The organism is Actinacidiphila yanglinensis (assembly GCF_900107965.1).
In the GTDB taxonomy this organism is placed as follows: domain Bacteria; phylum Actinomycetota; class Actinomycetes; order Streptomycetales; family Streptomycetaceae; genus Actinacidiphila; species Actinacidiphila yanglinensis.
Genome location: NZ_FNVU01000003.1, coordinates 1 through 26,767, shown reverse-complemented (window position 1 = coordinate 26,767; position 26,767 = coordinate 1). Strand labels below are relative to the sequence as shown.

Annotated in this window: 14 protein-coding genes, 1 tRNA gene and 2 rRNA genes; 3 read left to right on the top strand and 14 right to left on the bottom strand. The window is 72.1% G+C overall.

All coding sequences use genetic code 11. From position 1 onward, the window contains the following. Window positions 1-120 precede the first annotated feature (120 nt). A complete protein-coding gene (locus C4U44_RS07175; protein ID WP_103884811.1) occupies window positions 121-954 on the bottom strand; it encodes an AraC family transcriptional regulator in 834 nt (277 codons plus the stop codon). 92 nt (window positions 955-1,046) lie between these two features. Here C4U44_RS07175 and C4U44_RS07170 point away from each other — a divergent pair, with 92 nt between their 5' ends. Further along, entirely contained in the window at window positions 1,047-5,738 is a 4,692-nt protein-coding gene (locus C4U44_RS07170; protein WP_103884810.1) for an ATP-dependent helicase, read from the top strand. 84 nt (window positions 5,739-5,822) lie between these two features. Then, on the top strand, window positions 5,823-6,650 hold the full coding sequence (locus C4U44_RS07165; RefSeq protein ID WP_103884809.1) for a DNA-formamidopyrimidine glycosylase family protein: 828 nt from the start codon (window positions 5,823-5,825) through the stop codon (window positions 6,648-6,650). 323 nt (window positions 6,651-6,973) lie between these two features. On the opposite strand, the gene C4U44_RS07155 is transcribed toward C4U44_RS07165, so the two are convergent. The 9 genes from C4U44_RS07155 to C4U44_RS07115 form a co-directional block, all read right to left on the bottom strand. Continuing rightward, the gene (locus tag C4U44_RS07155) at window positions 6,974-7,444 is read right to left on the bottom strand and encodes a Dps family protein (RefSeq protein ID WP_103884808.1); all 471 of its coding nucleotides are present in this window, start codon (window positions 7,442-7,444) and stop codon (window positions 6,974-6,976) included. Window positions 7,445-7,666: 222 nt separating this feature from the next. Continuing rightward, entirely contained in the window at window positions 7,667-8,068 is a 402-nt protein-coding gene (locus C4U44_RS07150; RefSeq protein ID WP_103884807.1) for a helix-turn-helix domain-containing protein, read from the bottom strand. Between the two features lie 131 nt (window positions 8,069-8,199). Then, window positions 8,200-8,820: a CinA family protein gene (locus C4U44_RS07145; RefSeq protein WP_103884806.1), complete on the bottom strand. Its 621-nt coding sequence runs from the start codon at window positions 8,818-8,820 to the stop codon at window positions 8,200-8,202. Further along, on the bottom strand, window positions 8,817-9,908 hold the full coding sequence (gene pgsA, locus C4U44_RS07140; protein ID WP_235031893.1) for a CDP-diacylglycerol--glycerol-3-phosphate 3-phosphatidyltransferase: 1,092 nt from the start codon (window positions 9,906-9,908) through the stop codon (window positions 8,817-8,819). The genes C4U44_RS07145 and pgsA overlap by 4 nt, the downstream gene beginning before the upstream one ends. Beyond that, window positions 9,905-11,587, bottom strand: a complete 1,683-nt coding sequence (gene rimO, locus C4U44_RS07135) for a 30S ribosomal protein S12 methylthiotransferase RimO (protein ID WP_103884805.1) — start codon at window positions 11,585-11,587, stop codon at window positions 9,905-9,907. Before rimO ends, pgsA begins: the two co-directional genes overlap by 4 nt. A gap of 159 nt (window positions 11,588-11,746) precedes the next feature. Continuing rightward, the gene (locus C4U44_RS07130) at window positions 11,747-12,562 is read right to left on the bottom strand and encodes a helix-turn-helix domain-containing protein (protein ID WP_103884804.1); all 816 of its coding nucleotides are present in this window, start codon (window positions 12,560-12,562) and stop codon (window positions 11,747-11,749) included. 325 nt (window positions 12,563-12,887) lie between these two features. Next, window positions 12,888-15,659 carry a DNA translocase FtsK gene (locus tag C4U44_RS07125; protein WP_103885264.1) on the bottom strand — a complete coding sequence of 924 codons (2,772 nt, stop codon included), beginning with the start codon at window positions 15,657-15,659 and terminating at the stop codon, window positions 12,888-12,890. Between the two features lie 204 nt (window positions 15,660-15,863). Beyond that, a complete protein-coding gene (locus C4U44_RS07120) occupies window positions 15,864-16,586 on the bottom strand; it encodes a response regulator (RefSeq protein ID WP_103884803.1) in 723 nt (240 codons plus the stop codon). 263 nt (window positions 16,587-16,849) lie between these two features. Beyond that, complete coding sequence (locus tag C4U44_RS07115; protein ID WP_200823166.1) at window positions 16,850-22,381, bottom strand: HAMP domain-containing protein; 5,532 nt, start codon at window positions 22,379-22,381, stop codon at window positions 16,850-16,852. A 329-nt stretch (window positions 22,382-22,710) separates the two neighbouring features. Here C4U44_RS07115 and C4U44_RS07110 point away from each other — a divergent pair, with 329 nt between their 5' ends. After that, entirely contained in the window at window positions 22,711-25,338 is a 2,628-nt protein-coding gene (locus C4U44_RS07110) for a SpoIIE family protein phosphatase (RefSeq protein ID WP_103884802.1), read from the top strand. An 88-nt stretch (window positions 25,339-25,426) separates the two neighbouring features. On the opposite strand, the gene C4U44_RS07105 is transcribed toward C4U44_RS07110, so the two are convergent. The 4 genes from C4U44_RS07105 to C4U44_RS07090 all read right to left on the bottom strand — a co-directional run. Further along, window positions 25,427-25,499: transfer RNA gene (locus tag C4U44_RS07105), tRNA-Thr, on the bottom strand. Between the two features lie 50 nt (window positions 25,500-25,549). Then, window positions 25,550-26,236: a DegT/DnrJ/EryC1/StrS family aminotransferase gene (locus tag C4U44_RS07100; RefSeq protein ID WP_103884801.1), complete on the bottom strand. Its 687-nt coding sequence runs from the start codon at window positions 26,234-26,236 to the stop codon at window positions 25,550-25,552. A gap of 175 nt (window positions 26,237-26,411) precedes the next feature. Then, window positions 26,412-26,528: ribosomal RNA gene (gene rrf, locus C4U44_RS07095) — 5S ribosomal RNA — on the bottom strand. A gap of 56 nt (window positions 26,529-26,584) precedes the next feature. Beyond that, window positions 26,585-26,767: ribosomal RNA gene (locus tag C4U44_RS07090) — 23S ribosomal RNA — on the bottom strand; the annotation flags it as partial.

Genomic DNA, 26,767 nt, shown 5'->3' with positions numbered 1-26,767 from the left:
GTCTTGTACGTTCTTGCGGCGCGCCCACGTTCCTGCAGCGGGCCGCCTGGAGGGCCCATGCGCTGACCGGCCCGCTCGTACGTCGTCGGCTCTCGTCCGGTGCGCCTTGCGATCGTGGGCTCAACGGCCCCGGGCGATCCTCCGCTCGCGCTGGTAGGCACCGGGCGGGACGCCGACGATCCGGCTGAAATGCCGGTTGAGGTGGGGCTGGTCGGTGAAGCCGACGCTGATCGCGGCGTCGGCGGGGGCGACGCCGGTGTCGAGGAGGCGGCGGGCGGCGCGGACGCGTTCGCCGGTCAGCCAGGCATGCGGGGGCAGGCCATAGGCGGCCTTGAAGGCGCGCAGCAGCCCGAAGGGGCTGGTGGCCGTCTCGGCGGCGAGCTCGTCGAGGCTGGGCGGGTCGGTCAGGCGGGCCGCCATCAGGTCGCGGGCGCGGGCGGCGGCGGGAGCCGCGCCGGGCGGGCCGCCGCCGCGGGCGCCGTCCGCGCCGTGGTGGGCCAGCAGTCGACCGACGGCGAGCCGCAGGAACGTCTCGGCGGCCAGCGCGTTGTCCTGCTCGGCAGCGTCGTGAACGGCGGCGATCATGCGGGCGGCGGCGGGGTCGGAGACGACCGGGCCGTTGAAGGAGGGGGTACCGCGCGGGCCGCGGATCTCCGCCGCGACCGCCGACACGACATCCGTCGAGGGGTACAGCACCCGGTAGCTCCAGCCGCCTGCGGCGCCCGCGTAGGCCGTGTGCGGGACCTCGGGGTTGAGCAGGACGATGCCGCCCTCACCCGCGAGCTCGGCGCCGCCGGCCAGGCCGACGGCCTCCACCCCGCCGGTGACCGCGCAGATCACATAGCCGTCGTGGACATGTCGGGAGAAAGCGTGCCGGACGTAGCGCGCACGCAGCAGATCCACCCCGGGGAGGCCCGGATGTTCCCAGAATCGTGCCTGCTCACGCGCGGTCATGGAGCCATTGTGACGTGAGCGCGCCAGAGGTTGTCCACAGCCGGAAGAGTGGTCCGCAGCGCGGTGTCGGTGTCGCGAGGCAGGATGGGGGCATGTCCAATCCGTCCGCTCCGTCCGGCCCTCGGCCCGGTCCGCACAGCAGCCTCGACTTCTTCTCGCCCGCGACCCGCGCATGGTTCACGGGAGCCTTCCGCGAGCCCACCGCCGCCCAGGCCGGTGCGTGGTCCGCGATCGCGGAGGAATCCGACGTGCTGGTCGTGGCGCCCACCGGCTCGGGCAAGACGCTGGCCGCGTTCCTGGCCGCGCTGGACCGGTTGGCCGCCACCCCGCCGCCAGCAGAGGCCCGCCGTCGCTGCCGGGTGCTCTACGTGTCGCCGATGAAGGCTCTCGCGGTGGATGTCGAGCGCAATCTGCGCAGTCCGCTGGCGGGGCTGCGCCAGGAGTCGGTGCGACTGGGCCTGCCGGAGCCGGAGGTCCGGGTCGGGATCCGGTCCGGGGACACGCCCGCGGCGGAGCGGCGCGCGCTCGCCACCCGCCCGCCGGACATCCTCATCACCACACCCGAGTCCCTCTTCCTCATGCTCACCTCCGCCACGCGGGAGGCCCTGAGCGGGGTGGAGACGGTGATCGTGGACGAGGTGCACGCCGTGGCGGGCACCAAGCGCGGCGCCCACCTGGCGCTGTCCCTGGAGCGGCTGGACCGGCTGCTCGACCGGCCCGCCCGCCGCATCGGGCTGTCGGCGACGGTCCGGCCGGTCGACGAGATCGCCCGCTTCCTATCGCCGCAGCGCCGGGTGGCGATCGTGCAGCCGCCGTCCCAGAAGCGGTTCGAGCTGTCGGTCGTCGTGCCGGTGGAGGATCTGGGCGAGCTGGGCGGCTCGCCGGTGATGGACGCGGCCGAGCACACCGGGCCCGCCGCCGGCCCGGCGCAGCGGCCGTCGATCTGGCCGCATGTCGAGGAGCGGATCGCGGACCTGGTGCAGGCCCACCGCTCCACGATCGTCTTCGCCAACTCCCGCCGCCTCGCCGAGCGCCTGTGCAACCGGCTGAACGAGATCGGTCAGGAGCGCGCCGAAGGTGAGCCCCTCCCCGAGGCCCACTCCCCCGCGCAGGTCATGGCGCAGTCCGGCGCGGCCAAGGGAGCGCCCCCGGTACTGGCCCGCGCCCACCACGGATCGGTGTCCAAGGAGCAGAGGGCACAGGTGGAGGAGGACCTCAAGGCGGGCCGGCTGCCCGCGGTGGTCGCGACGTCGAGCCTGGAGCTGGGCATCGACATGGGCGCGGTCGACCTGGTGGTCCAGGTGGAGTCGCCGCCGTCGGTCGCATCGGGGCTGCAGCGGGTGGGCCGGGCAGGCCATCAGGTGGGCGCGGTGTCCACCGGCGTGGTCTTCCCGAAGTACCGCGGCGACCTCGTGCAGTCGGCGGTGGTCACCGAGCGGATGCGGGAGGGCGCGATCGAGTCGCTGCGGGTGCCCTCCAACCCGCTGGACGTGCTGGCCCAGCAGATCGTGGCGATGACCGCCATGGACAGCTGGGACGTGGACGAGTTGCTGGCCCTGGTCCGGCAGGCCGCGCCCTTCGCGTCGCTGCCGCACTCCGCGTACACCGCAGTGCTGGACATGCTGGCCGGCCGCTACCCGTCGGACGCCTTCGCCGAGCTGCGCCCGCGCCTGGTGTGGGACCGGGTGGCGAACACGGTCACCGGCCGCCCGGGGGCGCAGCGGCTGGCGGTGACCTCCGGCGGCACCATCCCCGACCGCGGGCTGTTCGGGGTCTTCCTGGCCGGCGCGGACCCGAAGAAGGGCGGCGGCCGGGTCGGGGAGCTGGACGAGGAGATGGTGTACGAGTCCAGGGTGGGCGACGTCTTCACGCTGGGCACCACCTCGTGGCGGATCGAGGACATCACCCGCGACCGGGTGCTGGTCTCCCCCGCGCCGGGGGTGCCCGGCCGGCTGCCGTTCTGGAAGGGCGACCAGCTCGGGCGGCCGCTCGAGCTGGGCCGGGCGCTGGGCGGATGGCTCCGGGAGGTGGGCGCGCTGTCCCCGGAGGAGGCCCGGCAACGGATGACCGCGGCAGGCCTGGACACCTGGGCGGCGGACAACGTGCTGTCGTACCTCGCGGAGCAGCGACAGGCGTGCGGGCACGTCCCGGACGACCGCACCATCGTCGTGGAGCGCTTCAGGGACGAGTTGGGCGACTGGCGGGTGATCATCCACTCCCCCTTCGGAGCGCAGGTGCACGCCCCGTGGGCGCTCGCGCTCGGCGCCCGCCTCCAGGAGCGCTACGGGCTGGACGCGCAGGCGATGCACGCCGACGACGGGATCGTGCTGCGCCTTCCGGACGCCGACCTGATGGGCCTCGGCCTGCTGGACGCCGATCCGGTGGCGCGCGGTGCGGAGCTCGATCCGGAGCAGTCCCCGGTGGGGGCCGGCGACGTGGCCTTCGACAAGGGCGAGGTCGAGCAGTTGGTGACGGACCAGGTGGGAGGGTCCGCGCTGTTCGCCTCGCGGTTCCGGGAGTGCGCGGCACGCGCCCTGCTGCTGCCGCGCCGCAGCCCCGGCCGACGCACCCCGCTGTGGCAGCAGCGACAGCGGGCTTCCCAACTGCTCCAGGTGGCCTCGGAGTTCGGGTCGTTCCCGATCGTGCTGGAAGCGGTGCGGGAGTGCCTCCAGGATGTGTTCGACGTGCCGGGCCTGGTGGAGCTGATGGGCGACATCGAGGCGCGCCGGGTCCGCCTGGTGGAGGTGACCACGCAGGAACCGTCGCCCTTTGCCCGGTCGCTGCTGTTCGGGTATGTGGCGCAGTTCCTCTACGAGGGCGACTCGCCGCTGGCCGAGCGCAGGGCGGCGGCGCTCTCGCTGGACTCCCGGCTGCTGGCAGAGCTGCTCGGGCAGGCGGAGCTGCGGGAGCTGCTCGACCCCGACGTACTGGCCGATCTGGACAGCGAGTTGCAGTGGCTGACCGAGGACCGCCGGGTCAAGGACGCGGAGGGGGTCGCCGACCTGTTGCGGGTGCTGGGCCCGTTGACCGGCACCGAGTTGGCCGTTCGGGGTGCGGAGGCGGGGTGGGCCGAGGAGTTGGAGGCGGCCAGGCGCGCGATCAGGGTGCGGATCGCCGGGGAGGAGTACTGGGCGGCGGTGGAGGACGCCGGGCGGCTGCGGGACGCTCTGGGCACGGCGCTGCCGGTGGGCGTACCGGTGGCTTTCACGGAGCCCGTCAAGGATCCGCTGGGCGACCTGCTGGCCCGGTACGCGCGGACGCACGGCCCGTTCACCACGGGCGAGGCCGCGGCGCGGTTCGGACTGGGGGCGGCCGTGGCGGACGGCACGCTGCACAGGCTGGCGGCGGCAGGTCGTCTGGCGCAGGGTGAGTTCCGTCCTGGCGGGGCCGGTCAGGAGTGGTGCGACGCCTCGGTGCTGCGGCGGTTGCGGCGCCGTTCGCTGGCCGCGCTGCGGCAGGAGTTGGAGCCGGTGCCGCCCGCGACGCTCGGGGTTTTCCTGCCGCAGTGGCAACACGTGGGCACGCACGGCCTGCGCGGCATGGACGGACTCGCCCGGGCGGTGGAGCAGTTGCAGGGCGCGTCGGTACCCGCGTCTGCGCTGGAGAAGCTGGTGCTGCCGTCCCGGGTGGCCGGCTACACCCCGGCGATGCTGGACGAGTTGACGTCGTCCGGCGAGATGCTGTGGGCCGGGGCGGGGGCGCTGCCCGGGAAGGACGGTTGGGTGTCGCTGTATTTGTCCGAAAGTGCACCCCTGCTCCTGCCGGCACCGCAGCCGTTGGAGCTGACGGAGTTGCACACGGCGGTGCTCGCGGCCCTTTCCGGTGGGTACGGCCTGTTCTTCCGGCAGATCGGGGAGCAGGTGCGGGCGGCCGGGTTGACGGCGACCGATCCGGAACTCGCCGACGTGGTCTGGGATCTGGCGTGGTCGGGGCGGCTGACCAACGACACCCTCGCTCCGCTGCGGGCGCTGCTCGGTTCGGGCCGTACCGCGGGGGCGACCGCGCACCGGGCGCCGCGGTCCGTGCCGCGCGGACGCTACAGCTCGCTCGCCTCGGCGCGTTCGCCGCGGACCACCGCCTCCCGTTCCGGGCCGCCCACCACCGCCGGCCGCTGGTCCCTCGTGCCGGCGGCAGAGCCCGATCCGACCCTGCGCGCGCACGCGCTGACCCACACCCTGCTGGACCGGCACGGTGTGATCACCCGGGGCGCGGTGGCCGCGGAGGGAGTGACGGGCGGGTTCTCCGCGGCGTACCGGGTACTGGCGGCGTTCGAGGAGACCGGGCAGGCCAGGCGGGGATACGTCGTGGAGGGGCTGGGCGCGGCGCAGTTCGCGATGGACGGCGCGGTGGACCGGCTGCGGGCGTTGAACACCGCTCGGGAGCGCGAGGAGGAGGACCGTCCCGGCAGATCCCGCACAGTGGTGCTGGCGGCCGCCGACCCGGCCAATCCGTACGGCGCGGCGCTGCCGTGGCCGGAGCAGCCCGCGGGCGTGTCCCACAAACCCGGGCGGAAGGCCGGCGCCCTGGTGGTGCTGACCGACGGCGAGCTCGCCCTGTACGTGGAGCGCGGCGGCAAGACCCTGCTGGCCTGGCCGCTGGACGAGATACGGGTCGGGGCCGCGGCGGACGCGCTCGCGCTCGCGGTCCGGGAGGGCGCGCTGGGCCGTCTCACGGTGGAGCGGGCCAATGGCGAGTCGGCGCTGACCTCACCGCTGGGCCGTGCACTGGAGGCGGCGGGCTTCCACGCCACACCACGCGGCCTGCGCCTGCGGGAGGACCGTTAGGGCCGGCCGTGAGGGCGGGCGAGCCCTCGGTGCGGCAGGGCAGGCCGGCTCCGCTTCCAGCGGCGTTCGGGTCATCATGGACGGGTGCCCGAAGGAGACACGGTCTGGTTGACCGCCCACCGACTGCACGCGGCGCTGGCCGGTAGGCCGCTCGTGCGGGCGGACCTGCGCGTGCCGAAGCTGGCGACCGTGGATCTGGTCGGGCGGCGACTGCTGGAGGTGGTGCCGCGCGGCAAGCACCTGATGGCGCGGCTGGACGGGGACATGACGCTCCACAGCCATCTGCGGATGGACGGGTCCTGGCACCTGTACGGGACCGGGGAGCGTTGGCGGGGCGGGCCGTCCCACCAGGTGCGGGCCGTGCTGGGGACGGACGAGCGGGTCGCGGTCGGGTACCGGTTGCCGGTGCTCCAGTTGCTGCCCACCGAGGAGGAGGGCGAGGTGGTCGGCCACCTCGGACCCGACCTGCTCGGGCCCGACTGGGACGCGGCGGAGGCCCTGGCCCGGTTGGCCGCGCGGCCGGATCGCCCGGTCGGTGAGGCACTGCTGGACCAGCGGAATCTCGCCGGGGTCGGCAATGTCTACGTCGCCGAGCTGTGCTTCCTGCGGGGGGTGACGCCCTGGACACCGTTCGGGGCCGTGCCGGCCCCGGAGCGTCTGGTGGCGCTGGCCAGCCGCCTGCTGGTGGCCAACAAGGCACGGCCTGGCCATGTGACGACCGGGGACACCCGGCGCGGCCGCACCCACTGGGTGTACGGCCGGGAGCACCAGCCGTGCCTGCGCTGCGGCACCGCCGTCCGGTCCGCCCGGCACGGCGACGAGGACCTGCAGCAGGATCGGGTGGCCTACTGGTGCCCGCGGTGCCAGCGGGGACCGATGCCCGGTCCGCCGTCCTCCCCGGCCGCCGGCTGATCACCGCCGATACCCGGGGTGGCCGCCACGGGGGCCGCCGTCCCGACGCGGCGGCGAGTTGCCTCCCGCCTGCGTACGGGTACCGCGTGTATGGGGATCAGGCCAAGGCTCCAGCCGCCCGCGACGAACACCGCGTGCAGACCGTCCACGGGGCTGCCCGAGGCACCCGGCGGCAGTCCGAGTCGCAGCACGGCCAGCCACCACAGCGCGCCGCCGACCAGGGCCAGCACCACGCGAACCCTGACCGCGGCCCGAAGTCGTGCGCGGCCGCGTATCGCACGGGTCCGTATCGTCCGTCTCATCCGGTGGGCGCGCACGGCGCCTCAGACGTTCTCCGCCTGGAACATCCAGTGGAACTTCTCCAGGTCGGCGGTGATCCCGATGAGGATGTCCTGCGTCACGGGGTCCGGATCGGCGGTGGTCTGGATGCGTTCCCGCATTCGGGTGATGCAGGCGTCGAGGGCGGCGACCATGATCTCGACGACCTCGGCGTCCTTGACCCAGCCGTCGGTGACGGTGTCGATGCCGCTGGTCTTGGCCACGGTGCCGGCTCGGCCGTCGGGGGTGACGCTGATCGCGGAGGCCCGCTCGGCGACGGTGTCGGAGGCGAGGCGGGCGCTGTCCACGACCTCGTCGAGTTGCAGGTGGACGGAGCGGAACCGCGGGCCGATGACGTTCCAGTGCACCTGCTTCGCCAGCAGCGAGAGGTCGATCAGGTCCACCAGGGCACCTTGGAGGGCCTCACCGACGGTCTTACGGGCCGGTTCGGCCAGGGGGCTCTTCACCACAGTCATGCGCTTGTCTCCTCGCGGATCGACGCGATCGGGTCCGATTCATCCCGCACTGACCTTCTGCGCCTACCCTGCCTTGCCCCCCTACACATGGCAAAAGACAGCGAACGCAAGCGCCCCGCCAGGGACGGATCGTCCCGGGCGGGGCCTGTGGCGTGCGTGCGCCGCTGACACGGACGGTCAGCGGCGCAGCGTCGTACGGTTCAGTCGTACGGTTCAGGAGGTTCAGGCGGCGACGACGTCCACGGCCTCCGCGGACTTCTTGGGCGCCTTGATGGTGATCCGGTCGTCCGGAGCGGACGGTACGGCGGTGACAGAGGTGACGGACGTGACCGAGCCGAGCAGCGGCCGCATGGGCGCGGCGGTGGTCTCGGCGGCCGAGGACTGCGCCAGCTCCGCGAGCGACAGGTCGTCGCTGACCTCGCGCATCACCTCGGACATCGGGACGTCCAGGGCGTCGCAGATCGCCGAGAGCAGCTCGGAGGACGCCTCCTTCTGCCCGCGCTCGACCTCCGAGAGGTAGCCGAGAGAGACCCGGGCCGACGAGGAGACCTCACGCAGAGTGCGGCCCTGGCGCTGGCGCTGCCGACGCAGCACGTCACCAAGCAGGCGACGGAGCAGGATCATCGGTGGCTCCCTCCTCGGACCGCGAATCCGCATCCTTCTCGCCCCACCGTACCGCCTCGGGCACTGCCCGTGCGGGGAGCGAAGACGTGTTCACTCAGGGCTGCAAACATCCCTTCCCCCCGGCTTCTTCCCTATCCTTGGCCGCCGGCACTCGTACCGGGACCGTTATGTGCGGCCGTTGGGCCCTTGTCTTTCTGCCGTCCTGCGACCGGGGCCGCGGCGGACTCCGGACCCGCAACCGTACTCCTCCGGAGTTCGGAGGTGAGCAGTTCCAGGACAGCCGCGACCGACGCCCGCCGGACGGCGCCGCGGTCGCCGGGCAGCCGCAGCGGGCTGACCGTGGTGTCCCGGGGGCCGGCGACGGCCACGAAGACCGTTCCGGCCGGCTGCCCGTCCTGCGGGTCAGGACCGGCGACGCCCGTGGTCGAGACGCCCCAGTCCGCGCCGAGCCGGTCGCGGACACCCTCGGCCATCGCGCGCGCCACCTCCGCGTCCACCGCGCCCCGCTCGGCGAGCAGCGCGGAGTCGACGCCGAGGATCTCGTGCTTGAGTTCGGTCGCGTACGCCGTGACCGAACCGCGGAAGGCCACCGAGGCGCCCGGCACGGCAACCAGCTCCGCGGCCACCAGGCCGCCTGTGAGGGACTCCGCGACCGCGAGCGTCTCAGCGCGCCCGATCAGCAGCCGCAGCGCCTCACGCGCGGCCTGAGCCGGTTCTGCGGGGTCGGGCGGCGCCGAGGAGCCGGGGGTCATACGCCCTGTTGCCGCTCACGCTCGGCGGCGGGCGCCGGGGCGGACAACGGCGCGGAGGGGGGCGCAGAACCCGGCGCGGACGTCGTGACCTGCGCGCTTCCGGCGTCCGGCGCGGCCGCGGGGCCCTCGGCGGTCGGACCGTCCATCCGGTGCGCCCCGCCACTCCCGGTCCCGGTACGGGAGCCGGCCGCGGGCGAGGTCGAGGTCGCGGAAAGAGGCGAAGGGGCCGAAGACGGCACGGTCGCGGAAGGGGGCGTGGCCGCCTGGGCGGCGGCGTCCGCCGGCGCATCCGCGGCCGCCGGCACGGAAGCAGCGGCCCCCGGAACAGCACTCTCCGCCACAGCGGCCGGCTCCGCGCGGTCCGCGGCCTCCGCTGCAAGGCCCGCCCTGCGCAGGACGACCGCTTGCCGTACGTAGTCCACGCCGGTGGCCACGGTGAGCACGACCGCCACCACCATGATCCAGGCGCGGATGCTGGCCAGCGGGCCGGTCAGCACGAGGATGTACATGCCCACCGCGACGCCCTGGGTGAGCGTCTTCAGCTTCCCGCCGCGGCTGGCCGGGATGACGCCGTGCCGGATCACCCAGAAGCGCATCAGGGTGATGCCCAGTTCACGGAAGAGGATGACCCCGGTGACCCACCACGGCAGGTCGCCCAACGCGGACAGCCCGACCAGCGCCGCGCCCATGATCGCCTTGTCCGCGATCGGGTCGGCGATCTTGCCGAAGTCCGTCACCAGGCCGTAGCGCCTGGCCAGCTCACCGTCGAAGAGGTCGGTGATCATCGCGATCGCGAAGGCCGCCCAGGCGAAGGAGCGCCAGACCGGGTCGTGCCCGTCGCCGTGCACGAGCAGCAGCACGAACCCGGGGACCAGCACGAGCCGGGTCATCGTCAGCAGGTTCGCGACGTTCCACAGCCCTGCCTGGCCGGTGGCGCGGACGCCCCGCGCCGCACCGTCCCGGCCGCCTTCGGCCCGTGAGCCCGCCGAGACCCCGCCCCGCCCGCTCCCCTGGTCACCGGCCGCCGCCGGACGTGCCGCGGTGGCCCCCCGGAGGGGCGGTGGCGTGGACTCGGCGCCTCCGGTCATCTGCCCGCCCCTTCGGAACACTTCGCGCCCTGGGGGCCGGACATGCCGGCCAGTTCGGGCAGCACCTCGGCGATCAGGTCGACGCCCTCCGTGCCCGTCACCTTGGCGGTCACGAACGCGCCGGGCACCGGCCGCCACGCTTCGCCGGATGCCCCATCGGCCCCAACGGCTGCGGCGCCCGCGGCGTTCCCGCCGGGCGGCAGCAGGACGACCTGGCCGTCGGTCTCCGGCGCCTGGTGGTCGGCGCGGCCGGTGATCTCCCCGGTCTCCTCGTCGACCTCCTCGACCAGCACCCGCACGGTGGCGCCGAGCCGCTCCTGGGCGCGCTGCGCGGTGAGTTCCTCTGCCAGCCGGGAGACGCGGGCGAGCCGGGCGGCGACCACGTCGTCGTCGAGCTTGTTCTCGAAGGACGCCGCCTCGGTGCCCTCCTCGTCGGAGTAACCGAACACGCCGATGGCGTCGAGCCGTGCCTGGCCGAGGAAGCGCTCCAGCTCGGCGAGGTCGTCCTCGCTCTCGCCGGGGAAGCCGACGATGAAGTTGGAGCGGACGCCGGCCTCGGGTGCCTTCGACCGGATCGTGTGCAGCAGTTCGAGGAAGCGTTCGGTGTCGCCGAAGCGGCGCATGGCGCGCAGCACGCCCGGCGCGGAGTGCTGGAAGGACAGGTCGAAGTAAGGGACGACGCCCGGGGTGGCGGTCATGACGTCGATGAGCCCGGGCCGCATCTCCGCGGGCTGCAGGTAGCTGATCCGGATCCGCTCGATGCCGTCGACCACGGCCAGTTCCGGCAGCAGGGTCTCCAGCAGGCGGATGTCGCCGAGGTCCTTGCCGTAGGAGGTGTTGTTCTCGCTGACCAGCATGACCTCCTTGACGCCCTGCTCGGCCAGCCACCGGGTCTCGCCCAGGACGTCGGACGGGCGCCGGGAGATGAAGGAGCCGCGGAAGGAGGGGATCGCGCAGAAGGTGCAGCGGCGGTCGCAGCCGGAGGCGAGCTTCACCGAGGCCACCGGGCCGGAGTCGAGCCGCCTGCGCAGCGGGGGGCGCGGCCCGGAGGCGGGCGCCAGGCCGTCGGGAAGATCCGCGAGGTCGGCCGCCTGCCGGGGTACGTCCGCAAGGGCGGCGGAGCCGTCCCCCACGCCGTCGCCGTTTCTTTGGCGTCCGACCGCGATGCCCTGTCCGTGTCCGGGCAGGACCACCGGCTTCGCGCCGGAGCCGGTGCCGGTGCCCGCCGTGCCGGATGCGGCGCCCTGCCGCTGCGCGGGGCTGATCGGCAGCAGCTTGCGCCGGTCGCGCGGGGTGTGGGAGGCGTGGACGCCGCCCGACAGGATGGTCCGCAACCGGTCGGAGATGTCGGCGTAGTCGTCGAAGCCCAGCACCCCGTCGGCCTCCGGAAGCGCCTCGGCCAGGTCCTTGCCGTACCGCTCGGCCATGCAGCCCACCGCGACGACGGCCTGGGTGCGGCCCTGCGCCTTCAGGTCGTTCGCCTCGAGCAGGGCGTCAACGGAGTCCTTCTTCGCGGCGTCCACGAACCCGCACGTGTTCACGACCGCCACGTCGGCGTCGGAGGCGTCGTCGACGAGCCGCCACCCGTCCGCCGCCAGCCGACCGGCGAGTTCCTCCGAGTCCACCTCATTGCGGGCGCATCCGAGCGTGACAAGGGCGACGGTACGGGGTTCGGGCATAGGCACCAGCCTACCCGGTGACCTGTCGGCGACTTCCCTGTGAGGTGCGCCGAACGCCCGTCCGCCCCGTCGCACCCCCGCGTCCCACCGGGAGGCCACGGCAGCCCCGGCGCGGCCCCCGCCGGGCTGCCCCCGCCAGGCTTCCGAGGATGCTCGCGGCTAGCCCTGCGTCGGGTCGCCCGGGGTGTATGTCAGCCGGACGACCTGGCCCTTGTCGCCCGCCGGTCCGAGGTCCTTGCCGTTGACGAAGAGCTGCACCGCGCCCGCGTTGCCGACGACCAGCTTGATCTTCTTGTCGTCGGTCCAGGTCTTGGACTCGCCCTCCTTGAGGGATGCCTGGAAGAGCTGCTTGCCGTTGCCGTCGGTGGCCTGGATCCAGCTCGCGCCGCCCTCGGCGCTGACCTTGACCGTGACCTTCCCGGGCGGAGCCGCGGCGATGGCGCTGTCGGTGTCGGTCGGCTGCGGAGGGGTGGGCGCGCCGTTGCCCTGCGGGGACGTCGGGGTCGCGGGCGAGGTGGCCGAGGCCGACGTGCTCGTGCTGGCCTGGGCGCTCGGCTTGTCCCCGCCGCCACCGCTGAACGCGGTGTACCCGACGAAGCCGATGACGGCGACGATCGCGGCGATCATGGCGGCGGTCCAGTTCGGCCTGCGCGGCTCCGACTTGATCCGCTCGGCCTCGTAGACCGGGGCGACCTGCACGACCGCGGAGCCGGTGTCGTGCTCGGCGGCGTACTGCGCGATCAGCGGCTCGGGGTCGATGCCGAGGGCGCGGGCGATGGAGCGGATGTGGCCGCGGGCGTAGACGTCGCCACCGCAGCGCGAGAAGTCGTCCTGCTCGATCGCGCGGAGGATCGGGACCCGCACCCGGGTGGTGGCGCTGACCTCGTCGACGGTCAGCCCCGCCTCGGTGCGGGCCTGAGCAAGGGCGCGGCCGACCGAAGGACGGTCGGCGGAGGGCGAGTTGCCGATGGACACGAGGGCGCCTTTCGAGCGTGCAGCCACCTGCTGGAAGTTCAGTCTAGGTGCGGGGGAAAACACGGGGGCAAGCGGACTGCGGCTTTCGGTCGGCCCCGCCGGCGCTCGGGGGCGACAGCGGGGTGACGGTCGTCCTGCTTGTAACTACTTGACGCATGGACCGGGGAATCGGTTGCCCTTGAACGTGCCCCGACTTGCCCCGGATCACACGTGGCGCGACTCCACTTGTGTGACGAATGGTACGCACGTCCGGGTGTATCCGACGGTTAGCCGTCGCATCGTCGGGGCATACCCCCTCGCGCCGCCCGGGCACCCGCCTGCGGCGTCACCCAGGCAGGTCCCCGCCGCGGATCACGGCAAGCACATCGTCCAGCTCGTCCCCCTTGACCAGCACGTCGCGCGCCTTGGAGCCCTCGCTCGGGCCGACGATCCCGCGCGACTCCATCAGGTCCATCAGCCGCCCGGCCTTCGCGAAGCCGACCCGCAGTTTGCGCTGGAGCATCGAGGTGGACCCGAACTGGGTGGAGACCACCAGTTCGGCCGCCTGGCACAGCAGGTCCAGGTCGTCGCCGATCTCCTCGTCGATCTCCTTCTTCGGGCCGCTGCCGACGGTGACGTCGGCCCGGTAGCTCGGCGTGAGCTGGGCCTTGCAGTGCTCGACGATCTTGGCGATCTCGTCCTCGGTGACGAAGGCGCCCTGCATCCGGATCGGCTTGTTCGCGCCCATCGGCAGGAACAGCCCGTCACCCTTTCCGATCAGTTTCTCCGCGCCGGCCTGGTCGAGGATGACGCGGCTGTCGGCGAGGGACGAGGTCGCGAAGGCGAGCCGGGACGGCACGTTGGCCTTGATCAGGCCGGTGACGACGTCGACGCTCGGACGCTGGGTGGCCAGCACCAGGTGGATGCCGGCGGCGCGGGCCAGCTGCGTGATGCGGACGATGGAGTCCTCCACGTCGCGCGGCGCGACCATCATCAGGTCGGCCAGCTCGTCCACGATGACCAGCAGGTACGGATACGGCGTCAGCTCGCGCTCGCTGCCCTCGGGGGTCTTGGCCTTGCCCGAGCGCACCGCCGCGTTGAAGTCGTCGATGTGCCGGAAGCCGTACGCGGCGAGGTCGTCGTAGCGCAGGTCCATCTCGCGCACGACCCACTGCAGGGCCTCGGCGGCCCGCTTGGGGTTGGTGATGATCGGCGTGATCAGGTGCGGGATGCCCTCGTAGGCGGTCAGCTCGACGCGCTTGGGGTCGACCAGCACCATCCGGACCTCGTCCGGGGTGGCGCGGCACATCACCGAGGTGATCAGGCAGTTGATGCAGGAGGACTTGCCGGAACCGGTGGCACCGGCGACCAGGACGTGCGGCATCTTGGTCAGGTTGGCCACCACGTAGCCGCCCTCGACGTCCTTGCCGAGCGCGACGGTCATCGGGTGGTCCTCGCCCGCGGCGTCGGCCGAGCGCAGCAGGTCCCCCACGTTGACCATCTCGCGGTCGCTGTTGGGGATCTCGATGCCGACCGCGGACTTGCCGGGGATCGGGCTGATGATCCGCACGTCGGGGCTGGCCACGGAGTACGCGATGTTCTTGGCGAGCGCGGTGATCCGCTCGACCTTCACCGCGGCGCCCAGCTCCACCTCGTAGCGGGTGACCGTCGGACCGCGGGTGAAGCCGGTGACGACGGCGTCCACCTTGAACTCCTTGAACACCTGGCTCAAGGACGCCACGACCACGTCGTTGGCGGCGCTCCGGGTCCGGCCCGGGCCGCCGCGCTCCAGCAGGTCGAGCGGCGGCAGGGCGTAGGTGATGTCACCGGAGAGCTGGAGCTGCTCGGCCCGCGGCGGCAGCGGCGGCCCGGTCTCGGTGGAGGTGGACTTGGTCAGGTCGGGTACGGAGCCGGTGCCGTTCCCGGTGCCGGTGTCGTCGGCGCGCGCCGCGGGCACCGGCTTCCTCAGCCGGCTGGTGAGGTCGGCGACCAGCGGGGAAGGCTGCACTCCGTGCAGCACCGCGCCGTCGAGGGCGGCCGCCGCCTCGGCCGCCACGTCGACCGGGTCGAGGTCGAGGTCCTCGGCCGCCGCGGAACCGGGAACCGGCTCGGCCCGGCGGCGGGACTTGCGGCGCGGCTTGGGTTCGGCCTCCGCGCCGAGCCCGTCCGCGCGCTCGCCATCCCGTTCGAAGTCGTACGGGTCGGCGTCCGCGCCCTTGCCGCCGCGGGACTTGGTGAACCGCTCGGGCACCCGGCGGACCGGCGACTCGTCCTCGGGCGCGCCGGACCGCGACCCGGCCGCGGTGTCCTCCTCGTCGAAGAACTCCTCCAGGTGCACGGCCTCGGGGTCGGGCTCGGGCGCGTACAGGCCCACCCGGACGCCGGCCGCGCGCAGCCGCTGCGGGATGGCGTTGACGGGGGTGGCGGTGACGACGAGCAGCCCGAAGACGGTGATCAGCAGCAGCAGGGCCGCGGCGAGCGCGGAGCCGACGGTCTCGTGCAGGGGCTCGGCGGCGGCCCAGCCGATCAGGCCACCGGCGTCGCGCAGCGCCTGCGCCCCGTCGGCGCGGGTCGGCGCACCGCAGCCGATGTCGATCAGGCCGAGCACACCCAGGACGAGCGCGGACAGGCCGATCACGATCCGCCCGTTGGCCTCGGGCTGCTCGGGGTGGCGCATCAACCGGACGGCGACCGCGCCGAGCAGGAACGGCACCAGCAGGTCCAGCCGGCCGAAGGAGCCGGTGATCAGGAGCGCGACCAGATCGCCGACCGGGCCGTCCAGGTTGGACCAGGTACCCGCGGCGACCACGAGGGTCACCCCGAGCAGCAGCAGCGCGAGGCCGTCCTTGCGGTGGGCCGGGTCCAGACCGCGCGCTCCACGCCCTATACCGCGGAAGATCGCGCCGACGCTGTGCGCAAGACCGAGCCACAGCGCGCGCACCAGCCGGTAGAGCCCGCCGGTCGGGGACGGCGCGGCCATGGGCGCGGGTTTGGCCGCCGCCTTCTTGGCAGGCGGTTTCGCGGCAGCGCTCTTGGCCGCGGTCTTCTTCGCCGCGGTCTTCTTGGCCGGAGGCCGCGCCGGGGCTTTCTTGGCGGTGCCGGACGTACGGGGGGCCATGGCGACGAGGTTACCGCCCTTGTGATCGGGGGACACACGTGCGCGGGGATACGCCCGTTCGTGTCGGACGGCGCCTGGCGCCGGGTTGACGCCGCGTCACGCGCGGCGCAGCGCCCGCGTACGGGCACGTGACTCGGTCCGCGGACGCGCGCGCGGCTCGGTCCGCGGGCGGCGCGCCAGGGGCTTCGGCGGCGCCGCGACCGCTCAGTCCGAGCGCTGCTGGTTCCCGAACCCGGGGCCGCCGCCGGAGTCTCCGGGCTCCAGCGCGTCCAACGCCCGCCGCAGCCCGGTCAGTTTGCGCTCCAGGTGCGCGGCGGTCGCGACGGCAGCGGCGTCACCGCCGCCGTCCAACTGCTTGGTCAGCGCCTCGGCCTGCTCCTCGACCGCGGCCAGGCGCGCGGACAGTTCGGCGAGCAGGCCGGCCGGCTCCTTTCCGGGGTGGGTGCCCCCGGCCCCGCCGGTGCCGTTGGGCGACACCCCGGAGGGCGCGCCCTGCTCCAACTGGAGCCGCAGCAGGGCCGCCTGCTCGCGCAGCTGACAGTTCTTCATGTACAGGTCGACGAACACCGACACCTTGGCGCGCAGCACCCAGGGGTCGAACGGCTTGGAGATGTAGTCGACCGCGCCCGCCGCGTAACCCCGGAAGGTGTGGTGCGGGCCGTGGTTGATGGCGGTGAGGAAGATGATCGGGATGTCCCGGGTCCGCTCCCGCCGTTTGATGTGTGCCGCGGTCTCGAACCCGTCCATGCCCGGCATCTGGACATCGAGCAGGATCACCGCGAAGTCGTCGGTCAGCAGCGCCTTCAGCGCTTCCTCCCCTGACGATGCCCGCACCAGGGTCTGGTCCAGCGCCGAGAGGATCGCCTCCAGCGCCAGCAGATTCTCCGGCCGGTCATCGACCAGGAGGATCTTGGCCTTCTGCACCACGCCACGCCCTCCTCGCCCCGGCTTGGGGCCTCCCCGACTCGCAGTGCCGACGGTACCGCCGGACGCTGACTCCGGGGGCAGCTCTGTCCCGCCGCCCGTCCTTGTGCCGGTCATCGTAGCCGCACCCTGCCGTCCGCCACACCCTGTCACCGCCACGTCACTCACCACGTACCGAAAACGCAAGCGGAGACCCTAAGGTTCCCAGATTCGGGCAACCTCACACACGGCAGGACGCCCAAGTCGACAAAAGATGCGGCGATCCGTCATCGGGCGTGCATCCAGTCCTCCATGAGCGTCAGCAGGTGGTCGGTGTCCACCGGCTTGGTGACGTAGTCCGACGCCCCGGAGTCGATGGCTTTCTCCCGGTCGCCCTTCATCGCCTTCGCGGTGAGCGCGATGATCGGCAGCCCGGCGAACTGCGGCATCTTGCGGATCGCCGTGGTCGTCGCGTAGCCGTCCATCTCCGGCATCATGATGTCCATCAGCACCACGGCGATGTCGTCGTACTGCTCCAGGACCTCGATGCCCTCCCGCCCGTTCTCCGCGTAGAGCACCGTCAGGCCGTACTGCTCCAGGACGCTGGTGAGGGCGAAGACATTGCGGATGTCGTCGTCGACGATGAGCACCTTCTCGCCGCTGAATCCGCCGGTGAAGGCCGGGAACGCGTTCGCGCCCGCCGCCTCCTGCGCCGCCACCTCGGGGGCGACCTCGGCACCTTGCACCGAGCCGCCGCGGCCGTTGGCCGAAACGTGTCCGTTGGCGGGGGCGTGACCGTTCGCCGCGGCATGCCCGTTGGCCGAGCTGTCGCCCCGCGGTGCGGTGTGGTTGCTCGCGCCGGCCGCCCGGGCGCCCGGCTGCTGGGTGCGGCCCGGAGTCTGCTGGGCGGAACGCCGGCGCAGCCGGGCCAGGCTGCTGCCCGGGCCTCGCTGACGGCTCTGCGCCTGCTGGTCGGTGTCCGCGCCGCCCGAGGCCCCGGCAGGCGACTGGGGCAGCGCGGGCGTCGTGTCACCGAGGCTGAGCGGCAGGTAGAGGGTGAACGTGGACCCGCGGCCGGGCTGGCTGTCGGCGTGGATCTCGCCGCCGAGCAGCCGGGCGATCTCGCGGCTGATCGACAGGCCCAGCCCGGTACCGCCGTACTTGCGGCTGGTCGTGCCGTCGGCCTGCTTGAACGCCTCGAAGATCACCCGCATCTTGCTGGCCGCGATGCCGATACCCGTGTCGGTCACGGAGAACGCGATCAGCGGCTGGTCGGGATCGCGCATCGTTCCCGCCTCCAGCAACTGCTCCCGGATCGACTGCGGGACGTCAGGACCGGCCGGGCGGATCACCAGCTCCACCGACCCGGAATCGGTGAACTTCACCGCGTTCGACAGCAGGTTGCGCAGCACCTGGAGCAGCCGCTGCTCGTCGGTGTGCAGGGTCACCGGCAGCTCCGGGGAGACCCGCACCGAGAAGTCCAGGCCCTTCTCCGCCGTCAGCGGCCGGAACGTCGCCTCCACGTAGTCCACGAGCTGCACCAGGGCGATACGGGTCGGCGAGACGTCCATCTTGCCGGCCTCGACCTTCGACAGGTCCAGGATGTCGTTGATGAGCTGGAGCAGGTCGGAGCCTGCGCCGTGGATGGTCTCGGCGAACTCGACCTGCTTGGGCGACAGGTTGGCGTCGGCGTTGTCGGCGAGCAGCTTGGCGAGGATCAGCAACGAGTTCAGCGGCGTACGCAGCTCGTGCGACATGTTCGCCAGGAACTCCGACTTGTAGCGCATGGAGACCGCGAGCTGCTCGGCGCGCTCCTCCAGCACCTGCCGGGCCTCCTCGATCTCGGTGTTCTTCACCTCGATGTCGCGGTTCTGCCGGGCCAGCAGCTCGGCCTTGTCCTCCAGTTCGGCGTTGGACATCTGCAGAGCGCGCTGCCGGCTCTCCAACTCGTCCGAGCGGTCCTGGAGTTGCTCGGTCAGCTCCTGGGACTGCTTGAGCAGGCCCTCGGTCTTGGTGTTCACCGAGATGGTGTTGACGCTGATCGCGATGATGTCGGTGATCTGGTCGAGGAAGTCCTTCTGGATCTGTGTGAAGGGCTGGAACGCGGCCAGCTCGATCACGCCCAGCACCCGCCCCTCGAAGAGCACCGGCAGCACGATCACGTGCGCGGGCGGCGCCTCGCCCAGACCCGAGACGATCTTCAGGTACCCGGGCGGCGCCTGCTCGATGAGGATGGAGCGCTTCTCCACCGCGGACTGCCCGATCAGGCCCTCGCCCGGCAGGAACACCGAGGACATCGTGCGCCGCGAGAAGCCGTAGCTGCCGATCAGCTTGAGCTCGTACTCCGCGTCGGGCTCCCGGGTGTCCTCGGCGAGGAAGAACGCGCCGTGCTGCGCGGACACCACCGGGGTCAGCTCGCTCATGATCAGCGCGGCCACGTCCCGCAGGTCGCGCCGGCCCTGCATCAGACCGGAGATCCTGGCCAGGTTGCCCTTGAGCCAGTCCTGCTCCTTGTTGGCGAGCGTGGTCTCGCGCAGCCGCACGATCATCGTGTTGATGTAGTCCTGGAGTTCCAGGATCTCCCCGGCCGCGTCCACGTCGATCCGCAGGTTCAGGTCGCCCCGGGTCACCGCGGTGGCGACCTGGGCGATGTTGCGCACCTGGCTGGTCAGGTTGTTGGCCATCAGGTTCACGGACTCGGTGAGGTCCTTCCAGATGCCCGAGACCCCCGGCACCCGCGCCTGGCCGCCCAGCCGCCCCTCGGTGCCCACCTCGCGCGCGACGCGGGTCACCTCGTCACCGAACGCGGACAGCTGCCCGACCATGGTGTTGATCGTGGTCTTCAGCTCCAGGATCTCGCCACGCGCGTCCACGTCGATCTTCTTGGACAGGTCGCCGCGCGCGACCGCCGTCGTCACCTGCGCGATCTGCCGCACCTGGCCGGTCAGGTTGGACGCCATACCGTTGACGGACTCCGTCAGGTCCTTCCAGGTCCCGGCCACGCCCGGCACGCGGGCCTGGCCGCCCAGGATGCCCTCCGTACCGACCTCACGGGCCACGCGGGTGACCTCGTCGCCGAACGCCGAGAGGGTGTCCACCATCGTGTTGATGGTGTTCTTCAGCTCCAGGATCTCGCCCCGGGCGTCCACGTCGATCTTCTTGGTCAGGTCGCCGTTGGCGACGGCGGTGGCCACCGAGGAGATCGACCGCACCTGGGACGTCAGGTTCGACGCCATGCCGTTCACCGAATCGGTGAGGTCCTTCCAGATGCCCGACGCGTCACGCACCCGCGCCTGGCCGCCCAACTGCCCCTCGGTGCCCACCTCGCGCGCCACACGCGTGACCTCGTCACCGAACGCCGAGAGGGTGTCCACCATGGTGTTCACGGTCGTCACCAGCGCGAGGATCTCGCCCTTCGCGTCGACGGTGATCTTCCGCGACAGGTCGCCGGCCGCCACCGCCGACGTCACGTCAGCGATGTTGCGCACCTGGGACGTCAGGTTGTTCGCCATGAAGTTGACGGACTGGGTCAGGTCCTTCCACGTGCCACTGACGCCCTTGACCTCCGCCTGGCCGCCCAGGATGCCCTCCGTGCCCACCTCGCGGGCCACCCGGGTCACCTGCTCGGCGAACGACGACAGCTGGTCGACCATCGTGTTCAGCGTGCTCTTGAGCTCCAGGATCTCGCCCTTGGCGTCCACGTCGATCTTCTGCGACAGGTCACCGCGCGCCACCGCCGTCGCCACCTGGGCGATATTGCGGACCTGGCCCGTCAGGTTGCCCGCCATGAAGTTCACCGAGTCGGTCAGGTCACGCCACACGCCCGCCACACCGGGCACCTGCGCCTGACCGCCCAGCCGCCCGTCCGTACCCACCTCGCGCGCGACCCGGGTCACCTGCTCGGCGAACGACGACAGCTGGTCGACCATCGTGTTGATGGTGTTCTTCAGCTCCAGGATCTCGCCCCGGGCGTCCACGTCGATCTTCTGCGACAGGTCGCCCCGGGCGACCGCCGTGGTCACCTGCGCGATCTGCCGCACCTGCGAGGTGAGGTTGCCGGCCATGAAGTTGACGGAGTCCGTCAGGTCCTTCCAGGTGCCCGACACCCCGTCCACCCGGGCCTGACCGCCCAGCCTGCCCTCCGTGCCCACGTCCCGGGCCATCCGCGTGACCTGCTGCGAGAACGAACTGAGCTGGTCGACCATCCGGTTCACGGTGTTCTTCAGCTCCAGCATCTCGCCGGAGACATCCACCGTGACCTTCTGCGACAGGTCGCCGTTGGCGACCGCCGTGGTCACCTGCGCGATGTTGCGCACCTGGGCGGTCAGGTTCCGGAAGGCGGTGTTGACGGAATCTGTCAAGTCCTTCCAGGTGCCCGCCGCACCCGATACCTGCGCCTGGCCGCCGAGTTGCCCCTCGACACCGACCTCGCGCGCGACCCGGGTCACCTCGTCACCGAACGCGGACAGCTGGTCCACCATGGTGTTCACGGTGTTCTTCAGCTCCAGCATCTCGCCGGAGACATCCACGGTCACCTTCTGCGACAGGTCACCACCGGCCACCGCGGTCGTCACCTGCGCGATGTCCCGCACCTGGGCCGTCAGGTTCCGGAACGCCGTGTTGACAGAATCTGTCAAGTCCTTCCAGGTGCCCGCGACGCCCGGCACCTGCGCCTGACCGCCCAGCTGGCCCTCCGCGCCGATCTCCCCGGCGACCCGCGTCACCTCGTCGGCGAACGTACGCAGCGTCTCGGTCATCGCGTTGATCGTCTCGGCGAGCTGCGCGACCTCGCCCCGCGCCCCGATCGTGATCTTCTGCGTCAGGTCGCCGTTCGCGACCGCCGTCGTCACCTGCGCGATGTCCCGCACCTGGGCCGTCAGGTTCCCCGCCATGAGGTTGACGGAGTCCGTCAGGTCCTTCCACACCCCGGCCACGCCCGGCACCTGCGCCTGGCCGCCGAGCTCCCCCTCGGTACCGACCTCCCGGGCCACCCGCGTCACCTCGGAGGAGAACGACGAGAGCTGGTCCACCATCGTGTTGACGGTGTTCTTCAGCTCCAGCATCTCCCCGGCGACGTGCACCGTGACCTTGCGGGACAGGTCACCCTTCGCCACCGCCGTCGTCACCAGTGCGATGTCCCGCACCTGGGCCGTCAGCCGGTACGCCATGGTGTTGACCGAATCCGTCAGATCCTTCCAGGACCCGGAGACGCCCCGCACCTTCGCCTGGCCGCCGAGCTTGCCCTCGGTGCCGACCTCGCTCGCCACCCGCGTCACCTCGTCGGTGAACGCCGACAGCTGGTCCACCAGACCGTTCACGGTGCGGCCGACCTTCAGGAACTCGCCGCGCAGCGGATGCGCCGACCCGTCCACGTTCTGCGCCCGCAAGTCCATCCGCTGCTCGAGATCGCCCTCGGCGACCGCGGACAGCACCCGCCCGACTTCGGAGACCGGCCGCACCAGGTCGTCCACCAGCGCGTTCGACGCCTCGATGGCCGCCGCCCACGACCCCTCCGACGGGCCGGTCTCCAACCGCTCGGTCAGCTTCCCGTCCCGGCCCACCACGCGCCGCACCCGGGCCAGCTCACCGGTGAGGTGCTGGTTACGGTCCGCGACCTCGTTGAAGACGACCGCGATCTCCGCCAGCAGCCCGTCCCCGGACACCGGCAACCGCTTGCGGAAGTTCCCGTCCCGCATCGCGGACAACGCCCCGAGCAGCTTGCTGAGCGCGGCCGTGTCGACCTCGACGGTCCCACTGCCACGGGATCGCCCGTTCTTCGTACGCGTGACCGTGCCCCGCGCCGATGCGCCAGACTCCACCGTGTTCCTCCCGGAGGGTCGACCGACCCGCAGATGTGCAAGCTTGCAACCTTCAGAACATGCCCAGTGTTTCACTACGGCCCACCCCTCCCATAACAGTTCGGCAGCATCGGTGGAACTGCAGCCACGATCGGGGTGGAAACACGGGTAACCGGCGCACATGCGGTCGCTGTGGATGGGTAACGTGAACGGTGCTGCCATAACCGGAGGGTTCCGCCTCCGGCCAGGCGCACACGTCAGGGGAGCCGTCGGTGACGTTCCAGCAGCACGGCGACGCGCCGGCAGCCGCGGGCAGCGCGTCCGCGAGGACACGAGCAATGAGGAGTTCGGTGATCACGGCGCGTGCAGCGGCCACCTTCGAACCGGTGGGACGGTCGGTCGCGGTCGCCCGCGCCTTCGTCCGCGACACCCTGCACGGCTGGGGCTTCGCCGACGTCGTGGACGACGCCGTCGTCCTCACCAGCGAGCTGGTCACCAACGCGGTGGTCCACGCGGGCACCGCGGCCGACGTCCAGTGCCTGCGGTACGACACCGCGGTACGCGTCGAGGTCGCCGACCACTATCCCGAACGCGAAGTCCCGATGCAGACCCGCGGCCGGCAGTTCCGCGAGACCGACAACGAAGGCGGCCGCGGACTGCTGCTGTGCGCCGCCCTGGCCAGCCGCTGGGGCGTCGAGTACTCCGGGTCCGGAAAGCACGTCTGGTTCCAGCTGGACCTGCCCGAGCGCCCCGCCGGAACCCACTCCGCCGGACCCGTACTGCCCGCCGCCGACCTCCCCGTCGCCGACGAGCGGGTCCGGGTCGCCGTCGTCCAGGTCGACCGCCTCGGCGCCATCACGCGGTGGAACGACGACGCCGCCGAGCTGTTCGGCCACGCCGCCGCGGACATAGTCGGCAAGTCCCTGGCCGACCTCGCCGCCTGGCCGCAGACACCCGGTACCGGCATCGGCCTCGTGGACGCCCTCCAGCTCTCCCGCTGGGAGGGCACCTACGGCCTGCGCGACGGGGGAGGGCGCGTCCTGCCCGTCTACGGCTCCCACCTCCGTGTCCGTGACTCCGCCGGCGAGCCGTCCACCGTGTGCCTGCTGGTGCGCGCCGACGAGCGAGCCGTCCTCCAGTCGCCCAGCCGCGGCTCCAACGGCACCGACGCCCACGCCTCCCAGCGCGGCAAGGCCACCGACGCCTTCGAGGTCTTCATCGGCTCCCCCGCCCCCGACGACCTCGACGGGCTCCTGCAGCGCACCGTGGAACGCGCCCGCGACATGCTCGACGGCGACGCCGCCTACCTACTGCTCGCCACCGACGACGAGACCGAACTCGAAGTACGCGCCTCCACCGGCCTGCCCTCCGCCCGACAGCGCTTCGCCCGCGTCCCCGTCGAAGCCGGCACCGGCCGCTACGGCAGCGCCCGCATGCCCGCCGTCCACGAGGACCTGACCGCCGTACCAGGCGCCGTGCCCCTGCTGTCAGGCACCGGCATGCGCTCGGTCGTCACCGTCCCGCTCAAGGTCGAAGGCCGCCTCACCGGCTCCCTCGGCGTCGCCGCGGAAGCACCCGGCCGCTACAGCAACCAGGAGGCGCTGCGCCTCCAGTTCGCCGCCGACCGGATCGCCCTCGCCGTGGAGAGCGCCCGCCTCACCGAGCTCGAACGGCTCCGCCGCGGCTCGCTCTCCTTCCTCGTCGAGGCCTCCGACCTGCTCGCCGGCACCCTGGAACGCGACCAGACCCTGGCCCTCATGGCCCAGATGACCGTCCCGACCCTCGCGAGCTGGTGTGCCGTCTACACCATCGCCGAGCAGTCCGAGCCCGAACTCGCCTTCGTCCTCCACGAGGACGAGGACCGCATCGACGGCATCAAGGCCCTCCTCCAGCAGGTCAGGCCACCCGAGCCGGACCCCACCCCCGGCGCCCGGATCTGGACCGCACCCTCCGACGCCGCCCACTCCAGCGCCCTGCGCGCGTCCCTGCGCAGCCTCGGCGTCGGCGCCGCAGCCGGCGCCCGCCCGGCCAGCGCCCCGGGAATCGCCCTGGCCACCGCCGCGGCCGTCGGTGGCGAAACGGTCGTGCTGCCCCTGGTCGCCCGCAACCGGGTCATCGGACTGCTCACCCTCGGAAAGCCCAGCGACGAACGCTTCCGCCAGGAGATCCTCGAACTCGCCGAGGACCTCTCCCGCCGCGCCGCCCTCGCCCTGGACAACGCCCGCCTCTACAGCGAGCGCACCGCCATCAGCCAGGCCCTCCAGCGCAGCCTCCTGCCACCCGAGCTGCCCAACATCCCCAACGTCGAGGTCGAGGTCGTCTACCGCGCCGCCGGCGAGGGCAACGAGGTCGGCGGCGACTTCTACGACCTCTTCCCGATCCGCGAGGGCTGCTGGGGCTTCGCCATCGGCGACGTCTGCGGAACCGGCCCCGAGGCCGCCGCGGTCACCGGACTGGCCCGCCACGCGCTGCGGCTGCTCGCCCGTGAGGGCTTCGGCGGCCCGGCCGTCCTCGAACTCCTCAACGCCGCCATCCTCGACGAAGGCGCCCGCAGCCGCTTCCTGACCCTCCTGTACGGCGAGCTGTGGCCGCAGGAGGACGGCAGCGCCGAACTCCGCATGGTCTGCGCCGGACACCCGCTGCCGCTGCGCCTGCGCCCCGACGGCAGCGTCGAACCCGCCGCCGAACCGCAGCCGCTGCTCGGCGTGATGGACGACCTCGACCTCTACGAGCAGTCCGTCGTGCTCGACCCGGGCGACGTCCTGCTGTGCGTCACGGACGGCGTCACCGAGCGCCGCGAGGGCAGCCGCATGCTCGGCGACGACGGCCTCGCGGACGTGCTCGCCACGTGTACGGGCCTGACCGCCGGCGCGGTCGCGGCGCGCATCCAGCGCGCGGTGGAGCGCTTCGCCGCGGACGCGCCCTCCGACGACATGGCCATCCTGGCAATGCGCGTCCCCGAGCTGCTCCAGCCCTAGCCGCCGGCGCGGACATGCGCGACGTTCGCGGACTTGCACGGACATGCAAAAGGCCCCCGCCGGTGAGGCGGGGGCCTTCTTTTCGCTGAGCCCCAATACGGAATCGAACCGTAGACCTTCTCCTTACCATGGAGACGCTCTACCGACTGAGCTATTGGGGCGCGTCGACGGGAAGATCGTAGCCCATTGACGCCGGTGTGCGAAACGACGATCAGACGAGGCCGCCGAGCCGGTTGCAAACCGTGGCGATATGCGTCAATTCCCGCTGAGTCAGGCCCGAGTGGACCGGCAGCGACAGGCTGTCGGCGACCACCAGCTCGGTCTGCGGCAGCTCGATCGCGGGCGCCGCCCGGTGGGCCGGCATCCGGTGCACGGGCACCGGCACGCTCACGGTCGCCCGCACCCCGCGCGCGGCCAGCGCGAGGACGTACGCGTCCCGGTCCGGCCGGCCGTTGCCCGGCACCCGCACGCTGTACTGGTGGTAGAGGTGGTGGGCGCCCGGCTCGGTGTACGGCACCACGACGCCGGTCAGCGCCGAGTCGAGGAACCGCGCGTGCGCCCGGCGGCGGGCCACGGCGCCCACGTCCTCATTGCTCGGGTCCTCTTCCACGACCGCCAGCCCGTGCCGGACGGCGACCTCGTCCAGCCGGTCCATGGCGGCGGGGTGCCCGAACACGTTCACCGGCACCAGGGCGGCGGTACGGGAGGTCACGCACGCGGCCACCGCGGCCGGGTCCAGACAGAACGTCCGGGGGTCGATGTCGGCGAACACCGGCGTGGCGCCGGCCAGTCGCGCGCCGTCCGCGGGTGCGCCGGGGCCGAACGAGGGCACGATGACCTCGTCGCCGCGGCCTATGCCGAGGGATTTCAGGGTGTCGCGGACCGCGGTCGCCGTCATCTCCGAAGCGATCCTGGGCCGCCGTCCGGCAGTCGTCATCTGCTGCACGTCTCCACACCTCCGCCTGTCGAGGTGCCCAGGTTCCCGGTGCGATGTGAACATGAGGGTAACGAGCAGCAAAAAAGCCCCAACCCCCGGGACAAGCCTCGGGGGTTGGGGCCTTAATCAAATAATTGTTCGGCGGTGTCCTACTCTCCCACAGGGTCCCCCCTGCAGTACCATCGGCGCTGAAAGGCTTAGCTTCCGGGTTCGGAATGTAACCGGGCGTTTCCCTAACGCTATGACCACCGAAACACTACGAAACAACACGCTGGTTGCTTCAGAACTACACAGTGGACGCGAACAAATATGGACAAGCCCTCGGCCTATTAGTACCGGTCAGCTCCACCCCTCACGAGGCTTCCACATCCGGCCTATCAACCCAGTCGTCTACTGGGAGCCTTACCCCATCAAGTGGGTGGGAGCCCTCATCTCGAAGCAGGCTTCCCGCTTAGATGCTTTCAGCGGTTATCCCTCCCGAACGTAGCCAAC